The organism is Bacteroides intestinalis (assembly GCF_003464595.1).
In the GTDB taxonomy this organism is placed as follows: Bacteria; Bacteroidota; Bacteroidia; order Bacteroidales; family Bacteroidaceae; genus Bacteroides; species Bacteroides intestinalis_A.
Genome location: NZ_QRZF01000031.1, coordinates 255 through 17890, shown reverse-complemented (window position 1 = coordinate 17890; position 17636 = coordinate 255). Strand labels below are relative to the sequence as shown.

Below are 17636 nucleotides of genomic sequence, written 5' to 3'. Positions count from 1 at the left end.
ACGAAGAGCCATGAGAACCATGCGTAAAATCAACAAGCCGATCAAGTTCTTCGGTCTGTCATCGGGACAGTTCGCCATCTTCATGCTGCTGACGGCCATCATCATCATCGTGAGCATATTCAAGCAGCTGCACCCGATACTCATCATCGGAATCATTTCCGCCATTCTGTTTCTATCCGGTCTGCTGTTCCAAACCTTGAAAAAGGAACACAAGGCCGGTAACCCGGACTACCTGACCGGCCTCCGGATCAAGAACGCCACCCCCCGGCAGATAACGGACAAACGGCAGATTTTCAAATTCATCCTAAAACAGCAACCATGATAGGAATCATCATACTCATATCCCTGCTAATCTGTGCGCTGTGCCTGCTGATTGCTCTGCTGTATATCCGGCAGACAGAGATAGAGGTGAAGGACAAATCCGTGGATCTGGAAAGTGTCTTGCCTATCCAGACCATCACGGAGAACGCCGTCATCAACGGGAACGGTGACATCACCGTCGGCTACCGGCTGCTTCTGCCCGAAGTGTTCACCTTGTCGGAAAGCGAGGCGCAATACATCCATGAGCGGTTGGAGGCTCTTTTGAAGCTGCTTCCGGCAGGCACGGTCATCCATCAGCAGAATTTCTACTATACGGGGCGATACCATCATGCAGAATACTCTTCCAATGCCCTGATAGCGGAGAACAACCGTCATTTCAACGGCAAGGAGATACTGAACAGTTACACCAACCTGTATGTGACGTTCACGAACGGCAGCCGAAACGGTAAGATACGCAAAAGCGCATCGGGCACCTCGCTGATGCGAAAGCTGCACTACCCGTTCAAGCAACCTTATAAGGAATATCAGCAACGGCTGACAGAAATGGAAGCCTTTCTGATGAACTTTGAGAACGGTTTGTCGTCCATCCAGCAGTTTGAGATACGCAAGATGGATGATACGGAACTGAACAACGCCATCTACGACTACGTCAACCTCTCTTACGAGACACCGGAAAACGATGCCACGCAGAAGAGCGTCAACCCTATGGCTGTCAGTGAAAGCGGAAGCATGAAAATAGGGCAGCAGCACGTTTCCATCCTTTCGCTGACCAACGAAGGCGAGCATCTTCAGGAACTGGCCGTGCCGCACACCGGCAAGTCGAAGGCATACGGGGGAAACATAGAGATACCGGACAGCATACGGAGCAAATGCTCGATGCTGTACCCCGTAGGACTTGGCCTGCCGTTCAACCACATCGTAAACATCGTGATAGAGATAACCGATCCAGATGCCACCGTAACGGCCATCGGTGCGGAGAAAGACGCGCTGAACTACATCACCAACTTCTACCCTCCGGCGGCAGAGAAGCAACGCGAGCAGGCAGCCTTCTGCGATGAGATTACCCAGTTCGACTACCAGACCGCCTATACCGCCTTCAATGTCGTGCTGAACGATACAGACCGCACCTCGCTCATGCGGAAAACCGCACTGGTACAGCAAGGCTTCAGCTTTATGAACCAAAGTTCGTGCTATGTGGAGAACGCCGAGCTGTGCAACCTGTTCTTCTGCAACATACCCGGCAATGCCAGGGCCAATTACCGGGGCTTCGTCAACACGACCAAGCAGGCCATCTGCTATCTGCAAAAAGAGGGGATGTACCTTTCGGACGAGAAAGGGCATATCTACCATGACCGTTTCGGTACTCCCGCCAAGATAAACCTCTGGGATTATCCGGCGCTGAACAACAAGAACCGCATCGTTATCGGCCCGTCCGGTTCCGGTAAATCTTTCTGGCTGAACAATTACATCCTGCAAAGCTATGAGCTGGGCCGGGATGTGATGATCATTGACATCGGCGGCTCTTACCGCTCGATGATAGCCTTGAACCGGGGCAAATACTTCGACTCTACCGAGCAGAAGAAATTTGCGTTCAACCCCTTCTTGTGTGACCGTGACAAGAACGGCAAATACCTGTACATCGACACCACGGATGCCGAGTCTGCCGATGACCAGATAAAGACCATCGTCGCCATTATCAGCTACATTTGGAAGGTACGTGAACCCATGCTGCCTGCCGAAAACGCCATTCTCAGGAAATCCGTCATCGGATTTTACGACTATGTGAACAATTCTTCAATAGGAGAGAAGCATGAGCGTATCTTCCCGACGCTGATAACTTACCGGGCTTATCTGAAGGAAGTGTTCAGCAAACGGATGACCGAGTTTGAGAAACAGAAATTCGAGATAGAGGAGCTGTTGCTTTTACTGGAACCCTATACGGACGGAGAGCTGTCATTCCTGCTGAACGCTACCGAGAACGTGGATATCGTGCATGACCGGCTGATAGCCTTCGATATGGAAGATGCCTCTAAGAAAGAGTACTTTCCACTCGTTGCCATCATCACCCTGCAAATGATCGTGGATAAAATCAAGAAACGCCAGGGGTTTGCCAAAGAGCTAATCATCGACGAAGCACTCGACTTCCTGCAAGACGAGAAATTCGGAGACTTCATCGCCTACCTGTACCGAACCTTCCGTAAAAAGGAGGGAAGCATCACGCTGGCCGCACAGAACATCCTGTTTTTGAAAAACATGCCGTCCAGTATCAAGGACTCCATCATCATCAACTGCGCGACCAAGATTATCCTCGACCATTCAGAACACCGGCAGAACCTGCCGGAAGTGAAAGCCGTGCTTTCCATCACGGACGAAGAGGCCTATATGATCGAGTCGTTGCAGCGCACGGAACGCTGGAGAGAGTTTTTCATCAAGATGTCGAACGATGCCTTCATCTTCCGCAACGAGGTGTCCGACTTCGCCGCCGTAGCCTTCGATTCGCGCCAGGCGACAGTAGTACGACTGAAGCAGTTGTTCAACGAAAGCGGCTCGACCTATACGGCCATCAACCGCTATCTGGAGGAAAGGAGGAAAAAGTATGGATGACGCCACCCAAGGGCTGACCGCCCTTCTAGGCTGGTCAACCGACTTCAACGGCAGCGCATACAATCTTGCCGGAAGCATTGCCGCCGCACTTTTGGGCGTTGCGCTCATTTTCGTGGTATGGGCACTCGCCACGAAAAAGGAAAATGCCAAGAGCTATCTGACAGCCTGGCTGGTATGTGTCATATTCACCCTATTATTCATCACCAACAAATAACCGTCATGAAAAGAATCATTCTCATACTCGGACTTGCCGCCTCGATAGGGCTGATGGGAACCGGCAGTGTTCATGCCCAGTTCGTCGTGCATGATCCCGGCCACACCCTGCTGAACTCAACGGAATGGATCGCCAATGTCAAGAAATGGGTTACACAAATCAATGAAATGATCGATGCCCAGGAACTGCGGCTCGGCCTGCAAAAGATCGACCAGTTGAAGGAACTCAAATCATTGAAAGAGCTTGCCGACCTGCTGGACGACGTAGCCTGCCTGAGCAGCGACTACAGCTTTTACCTGAACGTAGGATCGAATTACCACTGCCTGAAATTTCTCAACTTTCAGCGTGTGACCGTCAATCTGAGCCTGAGTACCGACCTGCTGTTCAAGGTGGCCACCGTGACCAGTTACTTCTCGATGAACTCGGAAGGGCGCATGTCCTTTATCGAGCAGGTGAAGGAATCGGTGGAAAAAGCCGCCGAAGAGATGCGTGAGTTTAACGAATCCGTGCGTTCCACGGTCATTTACAAATCCATGAAGGGGCATAACCGGAAGACCTATTACCAGGGACGGTTGGCCGCTTTCACACGACACACCAATTAAAGCGTTATGAATCAAGATAATTTTCTCTGGGGACTTCAGATCACGGACGGTCTGACGATGGAACTCGTTTCGCAAATGACAGTCATCGCCTTCGGTGTTGGTGTCATCTGCTTTATCTGCAACCTAGCATACAACTATCTCTATCACGGAGCCAGCCAGCTGTTAAGCCCGAATGAGGACAAATTTCCCGACATGATGGAAATCGCCCGTTGCCTGGTACTGTTCTTCTGCCTAAGCATATACACCCCCATCGCCCAAACCATCGTAGGCACGATGGAAGTAATCAACGAAGCCACCTCGCTGACCTCCGAGCGTGCGCAGGAATTTGCCCAGTTCATGGCACAATCAGCCATCGAACAAGGAGAGATGATTGCCGAATACGACAAACACAGCCTCCAGTCGGAGGTAGCAGCCGGAGAAGACAGCACCGGCGCCATGCAGCACGAACTGGATAAAAAGATGGAAGAGGACGAAATGACCGGTGTACGCTCCAGCGTGGAGAAGATTGTGCAGCTGCTCAACCCCGCCAACCTCGCCACCCTTGTGCTTCATGGCATTTCCGCCCTATTGGTAGGAATCATACAAGTAGTCATCTTGGGTATCGGCGTGGTCATTGTCAAGCTACTGGTCATTCTCGGCCCGTTTGTCTTTGCCGTAAGCATGTTGCCGGTCTTTCAGAAACAGTTGAGTATCTGGTTCGGTACGCTCTGCTCCGCCTGTATGGTATTCACCGTCATCAATATTCTGAACCAAATCATATGGCAGACCTTCAAGGCCATCTATACGGAAAGTGCCGACATGGTGGACGCAGCTACGCAGCAGATACAATATTTAGGAATGGATCTCGCCCTGATTGGTGCTTATTGCAGCTGTTTCTGGCTATCCTCCAAAATCGTAGGACACAGCGATGCCGGGAAAATCATTTCGAAAACCGTGTCAATCGTCACCACGGCGGCCACCATCGCCCTGATGGGAGGCGCAGCGGCAGGCGGCAAGCTGACCAACGTAGGCGGTGCCGCCTCTATCGGGGCAAGTTTCATAAACGACAACAATAAAAAATAGAACTATGAATCTGATGAAATTCAAAGGAGCAGATGATGCGGTCAAGCTGACTATCCGGCTTTCAGCCGGGTACTGCATCATTCTGACTATCGCTTTTGCCAGCAGTATCATCTTCCTTATCAACAAAATAGAAAAAGCATACGGCCAGGCTCTCGTCATCGACAGGCAGGGAGAAGTCTATGAGGCAAGCAGCCTGTCTGCCAGCGATATGCGGCAATACGAATACATGAACCATGTAAAGACCTTCGTAACCCACTGGTATGCCTTTGACGAGAGCAGCTACGAGAAGAACATTTCGCTTGCGCTCAACCTCATAGGCAACAAGGGGAAGGAGCTGTTGAACGAGTACAACGATGTGAATATGCTGAACTCACTCATACAAAAGAATATCCGTTACGGGGTACGCATCAAGGATGTAGAGATTAACACACAAACGATACCCGTTTCCGGAAAGATAATCTTCACGCAGACCGGGTACCGGGCACGGGGAAGCATCTCACGTAATATCGAAGCGGAGTTCACCATCTATGATATGCTGTCCCGCAGCGAGGAAAATGCGCACGGAGCCAAGATAGAAGATTGGATTGTCCGCTATTCCGAACCCGTGGAAAGCAACGGCACCAACACATCGCAGGCAGCTTCTCCGGGCAAGAATGAAAACCAGTCAGAAACCTCTAAACCAACCGACCATGGAACCGAATAAACTTATCAAAGACAAGAACAAGCTGTTGATGGCCATCCCGGTAATCCTGGGCATCCTCTTCCTTTATGTATTCTTCATCCGTGAGGACGGGAACGTGCCGTCAGGGAGTGACAGACAGGCCGCCTCGCAAGCCTTTTTGGAACCACAGTCGGAAATGGCCGACAAGGTGAACGACAAGATGGAAGCCTATAAGCAGGACAAACTGGAAGAGCAGGAGAAGGCACGCATCCTGAAAGAGTCTCAGGTCAAAGGATCTGATTTTTACTTCGAGCTGCAAAACCAGCAGGAGCGGTATGACCGTGCCACACTGGAGCGCATCCGCCGTATGCAGAACGATCCGTACAGCGAAGTCATGGCAGAATACGGAGGTGGCCGGAACGGACGCTTCTCTCATCAGCTGGAAAGCCAACTGGACGGACTGGAGGACGAGCAGGCGCTCAACGAGATTATCCGGGAAGCCAAGAAGAACTCACGCATCCGCAAGGAACTGGAAGAATCCGACAAATACCGCAAGCGCATGTATGAACGGATTGTCAATTATGACCAAGAGGGAAAAACGGAGAAAGCCGCTGCCAACCCTTCCGGCCATCCATCCGCCGACAGCCTGATGCAAAAAGGCCCGATCTACCATGCCGAAAACGGCAAGCGGGTACGCCGCCAACCGACCTCCGCACCGGGAAACAGCAACCTCTTCAGGGCTTGCATCCACGGCGACCAGACCGTAGTCACGGGCAGTACGGTACGGATGCGGTTGCTTCAGGACGTAACCCTATCCGGCATGAAGATACCGGCCAACACGCTGTTTTACGGTATCGCCACTTTGGGAGCCAACCGCCTCGATGTGGTAGTCAGCAACCTGAAGGTAGGAGACAACCTCAATCCCGTATCGGTGGTTGTCTTCGACAATGATGCCATGGAAGGTTTGAACCTGCCCAATAACCTGAAAGCCAGTGCAGCCAAGCGTATGGAACAAGGTCTTGTACAGAACATTGACATGCCGCTCTCTTCCATCGGCACGATGGCCAGCGAAGTGACCAGCGTAGTCAACGCCACCACCCAGGTAGCCAAGCAAATCTTGAACATGAGCCTCTCACAAGTGAAGGTACATCTCAAGTCCAACTACGAAATGTATATCCAAGAAGAGAGTCAGGAATCGAAGTTGCGTAGGCAAGCCGTGCAAGCGGAGTTACAGAAGCTCTATGAGCAAATGGAACAAGAGAAAACGAACAAGAAAAATCATCCCCTTCAAACATTGATAGACAAATTATGATAGACATTCTCAATTACCTGCTTGCGCTGTCAGCGGTCTTTTTCGGCTATCGGATCTACGTATCACGCCGGAACGGACGAGCCTTTAAAGAAATCCGTCCGCTGACCGTTTCTTTCGGCATTACCCTGCTTCTTCTATGGGGCATTACCGTATTCACCGCCTTTTTTTCAAGAACCGTTTAACATATCGACAACATGAAGAAATATATTTATCTACTGTTTTACTGCTTTGTGTGCAGTCTGCCGCTCTTCGCTCAGGAAAACGGCACTCCCCGGAAACAAGCCATCAGCCAAAAAGACATCTTTATCTCTTTCGACTGTGTGAAACACCTGGTATTTCCTGTGCAAGTATCTGATATCGCCATCGGCGAACAGGAGCTTGTCATGGCCAGCCGGGTAGAAGAGGCGCCCCATATCGTCAGGCTCTCGGCGCAAGCGGAAGGATTCACCGAAGAGACCAACCTGACCGTAGTCTGCATCGACGGAAGCGTTTACACCTATCACATCCGCTACCTTCCCGAAGGCGGCACGGATTCGTACCCGAACATTTACGAGGACAACGGGAAATGGCAGCACCATGACTATCAGGCAGAAGTCAGCGACCTCCATCTGGCCGAGTTCTTCTTTCCGGAGGACATCGCTTACGGAACGCCCGGCAACGAGGTGTCCTTCACTCTGGCCGCCTACAACAACCAGTTGAAAGTATCAACCGCCAAAGATGCCGTGGCATATTCCAACCTGTTTGTGGTGGATAAGGCCATGAACACTTACCACATCACCATCAAACGGGGCAATACCTCCGTATTCACCTACAATTTTGATGACCAGCGCAAATATACCGCCCATGTGGATGTGAACAGCGAGGAAATGGAAAGATGCATCCAAGAGCTGCGCACCAAGAAGCGCAACATCTACAGCCTGGGGGTCATCGAGAACAAGTTTGAGTTGTCAATGGCCAATCTGTATGTGCATGAGGACTTCATGTTTTTCATCTTTGACCTGAAAAACAAATCATACATCGACTACGACATCGAGTTTGTCAAATGTTTCCAGCGTGACCAAAAGAAGAGCAAGAACGCCATCCAGCAAGAAACGACCATCGAACCTATCTATCAGAAAGATTTTGATACGAAAATCAAGGGCAAGAGCCGGAACCGGCTGATACTTGGTTTCGACAAATTCACGATACCCGATGATAAGGTATTCGAGATCGAGATTTACGAGCGAAACGGCGGGCGGCACATCAAGCTGGCCGTGTTGAACGAATACATCCTTTCCGCAGAACCCTTATACAAGCCACAGCCATGAAACTGAGAGAAGCATTAGACACCTATATGTTCGACAACGTGGGACAGTTCGGCGGCATCGCCGAATCACTGGGCTATCAGACCGAATACCGGGACGGATATTTCCGGTTCCGCAAAGACGGGGAAGAGCTGAGCATGAGCGTAAGCGAAATCAGGGAAAAAGCCGGAGCAAAGTACGATGAAAGCCTTCGTGACCAATCAAAAGAACGTGTATCCGCCCTTTTTGACAAGGAACGTGCCAATGATCCTAAATATGTCGCCGAGCTGGAGAAGGATGGCATCAGCATCAAGCGGTGGGAGAACCTGAAGGGACATGACAAGGACGGCTTTACCGTCATCGACCATCGCCTGAAGGTATGCTACACCGGACAGTCGCTCTATGAATACGCCTACAAGCAAGGGAACATCCTCGACGGGAAAGGCACCAAGCTGGAAAAGGGTGTCATGTCTGATTTGATGGAGATACACGGCAAACCGGGGAAGCTCCGTTTCAACGATGACGGAATCTCCGTATTCTACCGCAAAGAGGCGTTGGTTATCCCGGACAAGGTGCTGGGAAAGAAGTTGGGCAAGAAAGAGAAAGAACAGCTGCTTGCCGGTGACATCGTACCCATCACCGTAAATAAGAAGGACATCCTGCTGCAAGTTGACCGGGATCTGAACTCCGTCATCCTGCGCACCAACCAGGAAATCAAGATTCCCGACATCATCGGGCAGACCAGCGAATATGGCGGCTACAAGTTAACCAAAGCCGACAAATACCTGCTCGCCAACGGCCATGCACTGGAGAACAAGCTGCTGCACAGTCCGGAAGGCTACTTCATTGCCGACATCCAACTGACGGATGACAGGAAAGGAGTCATGATACAGAACATACAGAGTATCACTCCCGGCAAGGCACAAGAGCTGATCAAGGCCATGACCCCCAAACTGGAAGCCCATGCGGCCAACATAGAAGCTGCAAAAGAGCAAAAACACGAAGAGGGGCGCAATATGGAAGCCGAGTTTAAGGAAGCGGTGGGCAAACATGACTTTGAAAAAATCGGGAAGCTCAAAGAGGAAGGATATAAACCCAGTGAAGAGTTTATCAAAGGAATCGGTAAGGAACACGGTCTGGATGAAAGGCAAACCCATGAAGTCATCCAGCTGTTCGGCACCAAGCCGGAAGAACAGGGCGAACATGAAAGGCAGGCCGCACGTCTGTTGGATGCCGCACAGACCGACAACTTTCATGTCATCCAAGAGATACAGAAAGAAGGGTACCGGCTCACTCAAGAAGACCTTACCCGGATGCGTGAAACGGGTGTGCAAGCCAACACACTGATAGCCGTACAAAAGATTTTCGGGATGGAAGGCAGCACAAAGACACTGGGAGATGTCAAACTGGCCAGCACACCCAAACCCGACAACAGCAAGGAAATGGCCCGTCCGATAGCCAGCACCATCAACCGGGCTTTCAATGACTTATAACCTAAAAAATCAGGAATTATGGATTACGATGAATTAGTACAGAAAAACATTGCAGGAGAAATCAGTGACTTAGAGTTTCTACTTGCACAGGAAGAGCTTGCACAAGCCTATCAAGAAGAGATGGCTGCCAAGCAGCAAGAGACAAACAACCAAACGGCCAGAGAATGGCTGCTTGATTACGAGAACAGAAATCTATACCAATAAATCATGGATACAGCAAGTGATAAAGCATTACAGCGTTTCGCCGAACTGATGATCGAAAAGATAAAGCAGGTGGAAGACAACTGGCAAAAGCCTTGGTTCGGGATAAAGGGTGGGGGACTTCCGCAAAATATCGAGGGAAGAACCTACAACGGAGTAAATTCCTTCATGTTGTTTCTACTTTCGGAAAAAGAGCAGTACAGCCTGCCGGTCTATATGACCTTCATGCAAGCCAAAGACAACGGCCTTAACATACTGAAAGGAGAAAAGTCATTCCCAGTCATTTACTGGAATTTCTCAGTAAGAGACAAGAACGGAAAGAAAATACCTTTCGACGTATATAAGAACCTGGATAAAAACGAGCAGCAGGAATATAAGGTCACGCCGTTTCTGAAGACATACAATGTGTTCAACGTACAGCAGACCAATCTTCAGGAAACGAAACCGGAGAAATGGGAAGCATTGAAGGAGCAATTCAAGATACCGGCCATCAAGGACGAGCAAGGGATGCTCACCGTGCCTCTGATTGATGCGATGGTACGGGAACAGCAATGGATCTGCCCCATTTATTCCAAGGAAGGAAATAGTGCTTACCATGCAAGGGGAGAAGATAACCATATCGTCGTACCCCTGAAGGGGCAGTTTAAGGACGGAGAGAATTTCTACTCCACACTACTGCATGAGATGGCGCACTCGACTGGAGAACCTGAGCATCTGAACCGGGAAAAAGGCGTGATTTTCGGAGACAAGCAATATGCCAAAGAGGAACTGGTTGCCGAACTCACCTCCGCTACCGTCGGGCAAAGCCTGGGAATATCCACCCATATCCGGGAAGAAAATGCCATGTATCTAAAAAACTGGCTGGGAGCCTTGAAAGAAGATCCCAAATTCATCTACAACATCCTTGCCGATGTAGGAAAAGCCAGCAATATGATTCAGGAACATACCGCACGGATGGAACAGTACCTCACACCGGAGGAACGGTTCACGCAGGCCGTCCTGCAAGACAACCGTCCGGTATTGGAGCAGATGAAAAACGAAGGTTTTACCCCTTCATCACGGTTATTGGAAAGTGTTGCGGCAAACCATCCTACAGCCGACAACCTTGAAACGCTACACAGCACTTTCGGCATTTCGCTGCCTTCCATGGAAGCGGAGCCAGCCATGAAAAATATGAATGAGCCACAGCTCGGATTATAAACTTTTAAAAACCATCATTATGTTTACAGGACAAATTATCGGTTATGTCGGTGCGGATGCCCGGCAGAACAAGAACGGAAAAGGATTCAACTTCCATGTATCCACCAAGTACAAGAACGTGAACAACGAGGAACAGACCCTATGGGTATGCTGTTTCGTGAATTACGAGAGTAAAGTCTTTGAGTATCTGAAAAAAGGGACACAGGTATATGTCTGCGGCGATGTGTATGCCGATGTATTCCAGAAGGATGACGGTAGCCACATCCCATCCGTCAGCCTGACCGTCTCACGCATTGAGTTACTGGGAAAGGCAGAGAAAAAAGAGAGCGGTGACGGAACGGCATCCGGACAACCCCAATAACAGCAACGGCCATGGAAAGAGAGAAGAAAGACCTGTCATTCATCCTGATCCTGCTATCCACGCTCATCGGGACAGCCGTACTGTTTCAGTGGGCTATCGTTACGGGATTATACGCTCCACTACGTAATCCGGCCATGTGGGAAAGGCTGATGGAGAAGGATATCCTATTCCGGTTTCTCTACGTTATCCTGATCGGAGGCCTCGCTTTTCTCTTTCCGGTTGGCAAAGTGAAAGACGAAAACAAGAAATGGGTTTACACCAGTATGACACTGGTTACGGCATCCATGCTGGTTGTCGGATTCAGCCGGTTATCAGCGTGGTATAACCTATTTGTATTTCCCATTCTATTCGTAGCGTACACGCTGCTTGTCATCAAGACTCTGCCTTATTTCATCCGGCGTCATGCCCAATCCGATGATAGCATTTTCGGGTTAAGCCGGGAAGAATCGGCTTTCTACTTCCGCTTTGAAACCGCCTCCGGGCCGCTGGTCATCCATAAGCCGCAGCAGAATGTCTATATCGACGGCGGTCCGGGAAGCGGTAAATCAGAGAGCTGGATCAAGGGAATCATCTACCAGTGCGCCGAGCGCAACTATGCCGGATTCGTGTACGATTGGGAGGGTGATCCCACCAAGGACAAGTCACCCATCCTCTCACGTATCGCATACGGAAGCATCGAACATTTCCGGAACAAGGGGATGGAAACACCCCGTTTCGCCTATATCAACTTTGTGGATATGTCACGCACGGTCAGGGTGAACGTACTTTCTCCGCAATACATGTCAAAGGGAAACGAATCGCTATTCATCCGCAATATCATCATGACACTGATGAAGAATCTGGAAGCAAGCTGGAAGGAAAAGACCGACTTTTGGGCCAACAATGCCATCAACTACGTCTATTCAATCGCCTATAAATGTTTCAAGGAAAGGAAGCTTGGTATCTGTACGCTGCCCCATGTGATAGCCCTTGCCCTTTCTGACAGCAACCTAGTATTCCACTGGCTGTCGGAAGATCCTGAAATCGCATTGAACATGTCCTCCATGCTGACCGCCTGGAAACTGGGTGCACAACAGCAGACAGCCGGAGCCGTATCATCCGCACAGACTCCGTTGGTACTCCTGAACAACAAATACATCTTCTGGGTGTTGTCGCCACTTCCCGAAGAAGAGTTCTCTTTGGATATAACCAACAAGGAACACCCAACGCTGTTATGCGTAGGCAATGCGCCCACCATCAAGGAAGCCGTTTCCCCTGCTATTTCCTGCATCGGCAGCGTCTTGATGTCACAGATGAACAATCCCGGCAAAGCGACCAGCATATTCATGGTAGATGAATTTCCGACCATCCTGTTGCAAGGCATTGACACTTTCATCGGAACCGCCCGGAAGCACAATGTCGCTACCATTCTCGCCGTTCAGGACTTCAACCAAGCGGTCAGGGACTATGGAGAGAAAAGTGCCAACATCCTGAAAGCCTCCTGCGGAACGCAGGCTTACGGTATGACCGGAAATGAGAAGACCGCCAAAGACATCGAGAACTTGCTTGGGGAGAAGAAAGAAGCGCAAGAATCTTATTCACACCAAGCCGGTGGCAATAACAGTGTCACGGAGAGCCTGCAAAAAGAAAAAGTCTTAAAGGCAAGGGACATTGCCGGACAAGCAGCCGGACACTTCATTGGCAAGATTGCCGGAGGCAAGCCGCCATTCTTCAGCGTGCAGATGGATATGTGCCGTTTTGAAGAGAAGGAGATACCCCGTTTCTCCTTACCGGTCAAACTGGGCAACGGCAAAGAAGAGATGGAACTGGAAATCCTGGAAGAGATTATCCAGCAGAACTACATCAAAATCATTGAAGATGTCAACGCCATCCTCAAAAAGATAGAGGACAAATTAAAAGAAAAGTCAGCAGTTCCGCCAACCGGGACACACAAGACAGAACAAAAAATCATCCGATAACATTCAACAAAAGAATCCTACCATGAGAAAAATTCATTCATTATTAGCGGCAGCCTGCTTATTGGCCGCTTCATGCAACAAAGAGGAAATCCAATCGGAAACAGACAAAGCCGGCATGTATCACATCACCGTAGCCGTAACCGGTTCCTCACCCAAAGGCAGTGTGCATATATATAATCTTGACGGCGTGAGATTCAGGAACGAACGCACCGGTACCTCCGCAGCTTCCGTAGATGAGAGTTTCACCGATAAAGCGGAATACAGCACGGAAAAGCCTGTCAGCCAAATTACCGTGCAAGGCATTCTCTATTCAAAAGAGAGTGCTATCATCACCATGCAGATAAAAAAAGACGGGGAAAGCGTATTCAACCAGAGCAAACAGTTGGAGGCCGTTCCCGGTATAGACACTACTGTTGATTTGGTTTACAGTACCTTGAAATAAAAATGCAGACGAATCAAAAAACATATACTTTCTCTTCCATATTTAGATGATATTTCTTATCTTTATGAAAGATAATCTTTCTCATTTATAATCTAAGCTCAGATAAAATGAGATTCAACTAATCCAGTCAACGTTATGAAAGTCGATTTCAATCAGATAAAAACAACCATTTCTCTGCCCGATTTCCTGCTGGAACTAGGATGGAAAATCGTGGAAGGCTCTTCCAACTCCTGTCCCAAAATGAGCAACGGAACGCATACCATCGTCATCAAGCGGAACTCGCAGAACCAATACACCTATTGGGACGTGCATAGTGACAGCGTGCGTGGCCGCAGTATCATGGATCTGATGCAGGAACATCTATTTGAAACAACCGGAAAAATGCCGTCCTTGCGCGAGGTGGGGGAGATCCTTCAGAACTACATCAACACCAACCGCATCACGACACCCGAAAAAAGCCGGTATGAAGTAGGTAACACAAGCATGAGAGCGGACGAACTTCAATTCTACTTGAGCCAGCTACAACCCTACAAGGGCAATTATCTCCAGAAAAGAGGTATCCTGAAAGAAAGCATTGAAAGCCGGTTCTTCAAAGACACTTTCTTTATCCGTGAGGTAAAGAACAAAGGGAGTGTTTACCGCAACGTGTGCATCAAGATGTACAATGAAAACGGTGTGCAAGCCATTTCTCAACGAAATGAAACATTCAAAGGGATTATCGGTGGCAAGTTCGACTGTCTGGCGACCAGCAACCATGACAAAAGCCGCCCGATAGACATTCTCTACATTGGGGAGTCATTTATAGACTGTATCTCCCACTATCAATTACGCCATTCCGGAAACGACCTCAATCTTGTATATGTATCTACGGAAGGGACATTCACGGAAGGACAAATGAGGCTATTACGCCTGATTCTTGACAAGAACCAGGTAAAGGAGCTCCGGAGCATCTTTGACAACGACAAACAAGGGCACAAGTACACTCTATGGCTGCATCGTTACTTTCATGGCGATACGACTGATGTCGAGAGCCTGAGTAACGATGAACTCCGCAACAAGGTACGGAAACTGAAGAACGTCGAACTTTCGGAAAACAAGGATTGGAACGATGATCTGAAAATCTCGTGTGGCATCTGTTCCTCCACGGAGGACGGCCAGTAACCTCATAGATTTGCTCCATCACATAATACGACAACCTATAAAATCAGATCAATATGAATATCAAGCATTTATTTTTTTGTATGCTGCTCATTGCCTTTTCCTCATGCAGCAAACCCGGCTATGAGAAGGCCATTGCGGAATGGGTTCAGACAGATTCTCACGGCACCTGGACGGATTTAAAGTTCGAACTACTGGAAGTGTTGGAAACAGAAGACGTCACCGTATCGGACAGCCTGTGCTACCTGAACAACAAAAGCGCACAATTATCCGCTGTCATACAGAAAGCGGAAAGTCCCCGTGCCTTATTCAAACCGTCCTTTTCCGCCTATATGGAAGCCGAAAAAAGCCTGAAAGCAACGGATGCCATGAAAGCCATGTACCTGCACCGTGACAGTACGGAAGTTATCGGCAAGATATTAAAATGCAGGTATGCCATCGTCCAGCCACACTCAGGGGTGCAGCAGAAAAAGACGGCTTCTTTCCTATTGTCCCCCGACATGGAAAAATGTATCGGCAAACTAAAGCCGACAAGCAAATAATCCGAGCGTAACGATGTGTAGCGACAACGTTTTTTGGGGTTCTTTTTTGGGCGTCTTCCAAAAAAGAACTCCCACACATTTAGATGTGTGGGCTATTCATTACACTACCATCCTTTCCCTTATCAACGGTATATTATCCCGTACCAAATTCAGAATCCGGTCATGATAGGCTGATAATTGGTTAGACTTTCCACGACACTGGCACACCTCCATCCTGCTAAGTGAAAACTCCACCGTTTCCATGCGCCTTCCATCCACCGTTGCCGACATTATCAACGAATCTTCTCTCTTATAATAGGCGTTGCTGAATACACAATGATGCAGCAACTTTCCCTCTTTGTAAAAGTCCGAAAGGCTTTCCAATACCCGAACCATAATATTTCCATCCGCAAACGAAAGATTAAAGAAACGTGATTTGGCAGCAATATAGTCTTTTTCATCCTTTTCAGAATATTTTTTCTTACATTTCCCCATCACCCAATCATGCGCTTCTTCTACATTCAACGGACACAAATAATGAGGATTTCTCGCATCCAATTTATTTTCTATCAGCATATCCACATAGTCCAGCCACAAGTCCGCATCATGTATCACATAGTCATGTCTTAAACAGATTTTTACATACGTCCAATACTTATCTATACCGTATTTTCTCTCTAAAAATCTCAAGAACAAATTCATTTGCCCTGCCTTATATAATATCTCCATCCGATTATCAGTTAATAATGTCATAAAGAAGGAACTCGGACAAATATCATAAAAGGCACCCTTAAATCCATTCCTCGTAAGTTCGGGTATCACTTTCATTCTCGGATAGATAACTGCCGGGCAAATATCATAAATACGGTCATGATGCACATTCCGCTTACGCAATTCCAAAGAACTTCCATATATCCATGCATCGTAATAAAATATAGACATGCCCCGCAGCAAAGACAGCGTTTCTGTCTTGCCCTCTTTATTCATCCAACACTGTACCGCCTCAATTATAAAGTAATTAGCCGGAGACCCTTTTTTCAGCCGGCAGTCCACCATAAAAAAACGGATAACTTGATATTGCTTGTATGTAGTAATCACACAAAAATATTCTTTATATACAGCCGTCCTTTTCCTGCTATTCTCCAATTTCAGGTTCATACCGCAATGAGGACATTTACAGTTTTTCTTATCTTCCTTATCCCGCCATGTATGCCCACAATCCAAACAAAAGCAATTCCCCTTTGCATCACGCTTGAAATAATGCACAAAGCAATGTTTATAGGCATAACGCTTTTGAGCCTCTGAAACGGGAGCTAACTTCCTGCTCCCATTCACGATTTCCATTTGTAATTTTGTCTTGGGTTTCATATCAAAAAAGAGTTAACTGGGTTTGTACTTCGGTGTTGTTCTCACGTTTAGCTTGTTGACGCTTCTTCAACTTTGCCAATTCTTCCTCCTGCAATTTTTTGATAGCAGCCTCACGAGCCGCTTTCTTTTCTTCCTCTGACAATTCAACATGATGATTTACGACTACATTACATTTCAATGGGCTACCCACCTCAATATTATCTTCCTGATAATAGTGCAACGCCATACCAAAAATTTCATCATCACTAAAACCACAGCAACCGCTTTTCTTCACTTGGTTTAAAATATAGGTAATGCAATTATCTATATTCTTTGTAGGTTTTTGATAGACTGGAGCAAACAGACTATCCACCGCTGCCATATTATCAAGGTATGCCTTGATGGTACTTTTAAATTGTTCTGACACTTTCATAGTATATCATTTTTAGATTTCATTTCACAATAAGCCAATTTCACGAGAAACAAGGAGAATAGGCAAATAAGAGCCAACAACGTAACCGACACAACCTTTATCGGACTTGGCGTTATTACCGCTCCGACAAACATAGCCACTGCACAAAGAGCGATGATGACCGAAAAAACAAATTGAATGATTTGCATATACTTCTGCTACTTAGTTTGTTAAACTTCTAATTTTATGCTTCAGCTAGATTTAAAGACCTTTTTTTAAAACCCCTTTCCGGGATGGCCTTTTCTTTCTGCCGACTTTTTTTTTGAGCTTTCATGCCCCATCTGAGTTTATGAGCCTTTTTTTTACGGCACACAACAATAAGGAAGGAGGGATTAAGAAAAGTTTTGGACGACAAAAAATGTTGGGGACAGCGAAGCCGTCCGGCGTTATTTTTTTCGGGACAAAGGGGCGAAGACCGGAACTC

General features: G+C 48.1%; 20 protein-coding genes. 17 read left to right on the top strand and 3 right to left on the bottom strand.

Annotation, left to right across the window (positions count from 1 at the left end):
- The first annotated feature begins 10 nt into the window (after positions 1 to 10).
- The 17 genes from DWW10_RS24340 (at position 11) to DWW10_RS24260 (ending at position 15414) form a co-directional block, all read left to right on the top strand.
- Positions 11 to 322, top strand: coding sequence for a hypothetical protein (locus DWW10_RS24340; RefSeq protein ID WP_005868885.1), 312 nt, complete (start codon positions 11 to 13; stop codon positions 320 to 322).
- Positions 319 to 2925, top strand: a complete 2607-nt coding sequence (locus DWW10_RS24335; protein WP_005868887.1) for a TraG family conjugative transposon ATPase — start codon at positions 319 to 321, stop codon at positions 2923 to 2925. Before DWW10_RS24340 ends, DWW10_RS24335 begins: the two co-directional genes overlap by 4 nt.
- Positions 2918 to 3139, top strand: coding sequence for a hypothetical protein (locus tag DWW10_RS24330; protein ID WP_005868888.1), 222 nt, complete (start codon positions 2918 to 2920; stop codon positions 3137 to 3139). The genes DWW10_RS24335 and DWW10_RS24330 overlap by 8 nt, the downstream gene beginning before the upstream one ends.
- A 5-nt stretch (positions 3140 to 3144) precedes the next feature.
- Positions 3145 to 3741, top strand: a complete 597-nt coding sequence (locus DWW10_RS24325; RefSeq protein WP_005868889.1) for a TrbJ/VirB5 family protein — start codon at positions 3145 to 3147, stop codon at positions 3739 to 3741.
- Positions 3742 to 3747: 6 nt separating this feature from the next.
- Entirely contained in the window at positions 3748 to 4803 is a 1056-nt protein-coding gene (locus DWW10_RS24320; protein ID WP_005868890.1) for a TraJ family protein, read from the top strand.
- A 4-nt stretch (positions 4804 to 4807) separates the two neighbouring features.
- Positions 4808 to 5506, top strand: a complete 699-nt coding sequence (locus DWW10_RS24315) for a hypothetical protein (RefSeq protein WP_005868891.1) — start codon at positions 4808 to 4810, stop codon at positions 5504 to 5506.
- Positions 5493 to 6776, top strand: a complete 1284-nt coding sequence (gene traM, locus DWW10_RS24310; protein ID WP_005868892.1) for a conjugative transposon protein TraM — start codon at positions 5493 to 5495, stop codon at positions 6774 to 6776. Before DWW10_RS24315 ends, traM begins: the two co-directional genes overlap by 14 nt.
- A complete protein-coding gene (locus DWW10_RS24305) occupies positions 6773 to 6958 on the top strand; it encodes a hypothetical protein (protein WP_007564699.1) in 186 nt (61 codons plus the stop codon). The genes traM and DWW10_RS24305 overlap by 4 nt, the downstream gene beginning before the upstream one ends.
- Positions 6959 to 6970: 12 nt before the next feature.
- Positions 6971 to 8083 carry a DUF4138 domain-containing protein gene (locus tag DWW10_RS24300; protein ID WP_005868893.1) on the top strand — a complete coding sequence of 371 codons (1113 nt, stop codon included), beginning with the start codon at positions 6971 to 6973 and terminating at the stop codon, positions 8081 to 8083.
- Positions 8080 to 9552: a DUF3945 domain-containing protein gene (locus DWW10_RS24295; protein WP_005868895.1), complete on the top strand. Its 1473-nt coding sequence runs from the start codon at positions 8080 to 8082 to the stop codon at positions 9550 to 9552. The genes DWW10_RS24300 and DWW10_RS24295 overlap by 4 nt, the downstream gene beginning before the upstream one ends.
- Before the next feature lie 18 nt (positions 9553 to 9570).
- Positions 9571 to 9756: a hypothetical protein gene (locus DWW10_RS24290; RefSeq protein WP_005868897.1), complete on the top strand. Its 186-nt coding sequence runs from the start codon at positions 9571 to 9573 to the stop codon at positions 9754 to 9756.
- A gap of 3 nt (positions 9757 to 9759) precedes the next feature.
- A complete protein-coding gene (locus DWW10_RS24285) occupies positions 9760 to 10953 on the top strand; it encodes an ArdC family protein (RefSeq protein WP_005868899.1) in 1194 nt (397 codons plus the stop codon).
- The gene (locus DWW10_RS24280; protein WP_007564694.1) at positions 10931 to 11314 is read left to right on the top strand and encodes a single-stranded DNA-binding protein; all 384 of its coding nucleotides are present in this window, start codon (positions 10931 to 10933) and stop codon (positions 11312 to 11314) included. The genes DWW10_RS24285 and DWW10_RS24280 overlap by 23 nt, the downstream gene beginning before the upstream one ends.
- 11 nt (positions 11315 to 11325) lie before the next feature.
- Positions 11326 to 13272 (top strand): type IV secretory system conjugative DNA transfer family protein, encoded by a 1947-nt coding sequence (locus DWW10_RS24275; protein WP_005868904.1) that lies wholly within the window; start codon positions 11326 to 11328, stop codon positions 13270 to 13272.
- Between the two features lie 22 nt (positions 13273 to 13294).
- Positions 13295 to 13714, top strand: coding sequence for a hypothetical protein (locus DWW10_RS24270; RefSeq protein ID WP_005868906.1), 420 nt, complete (start codon positions 13295 to 13297; stop codon positions 13712 to 13714).
- A 135-nt stretch (positions 13715 to 13849) separates the two neighbouring features.
- Positions 13850 to 14875, top strand: a complete 1026-nt coding sequence (locus DWW10_RS24265; RefSeq protein WP_005868908.1) for a toprim domain-containing protein — start codon at positions 13850 to 13852, stop codon at positions 14873 to 14875.
- A gap of 53 nt (positions 14876 to 14928) precedes the next feature.
- On the top strand, positions 14929 to 15414 hold the full coding sequence (locus tag DWW10_RS24260; RefSeq protein ID WP_005868909.1) for a hypothetical protein: 486 nt from the start codon (positions 14929 to 14931) through the stop codon (positions 15412 to 15414).
- A 99-nt stretch (positions 15415 to 15513) separates the two neighbouring features.
- On the opposite strand, the gene DWW10_RS24255 is transcribed toward DWW10_RS24260, so the two are convergent.
- The 3 genes from DWW10_RS24255 to DWW10_RS26275 all read right to left on the bottom strand — a co-directional run.
- Positions 15514 to 16761 carry a PcfJ domain-containing protein gene (locus tag DWW10_RS24255; protein ID WP_005868910.1) on the bottom strand — a complete coding sequence of 416 codons (1248 nt, stop codon included), beginning with the start codon at positions 16759 to 16761 and terminating at the stop codon, positions 15514 to 15516.
- 1 nt (position 16762) lies between these two features.
- Positions 16763 to 17173, bottom strand: coding sequence for a PcfK-like family protein (locus DWW10_RS24250; RefSeq protein ID WP_005868911.1), 411 nt, complete (start codon positions 17171 to 17173; stop codon positions 16763 to 16765).
- Positions 17174 to 17396: 223 nt separating this feature from the next.
- A partial coding sequence (locus tag DWW10_RS26275; protein WP_220395706.1) for a hypothetical protein occupies positions 17397 to 17636 on the bottom strand: 240 nt, incomplete at its 5' end.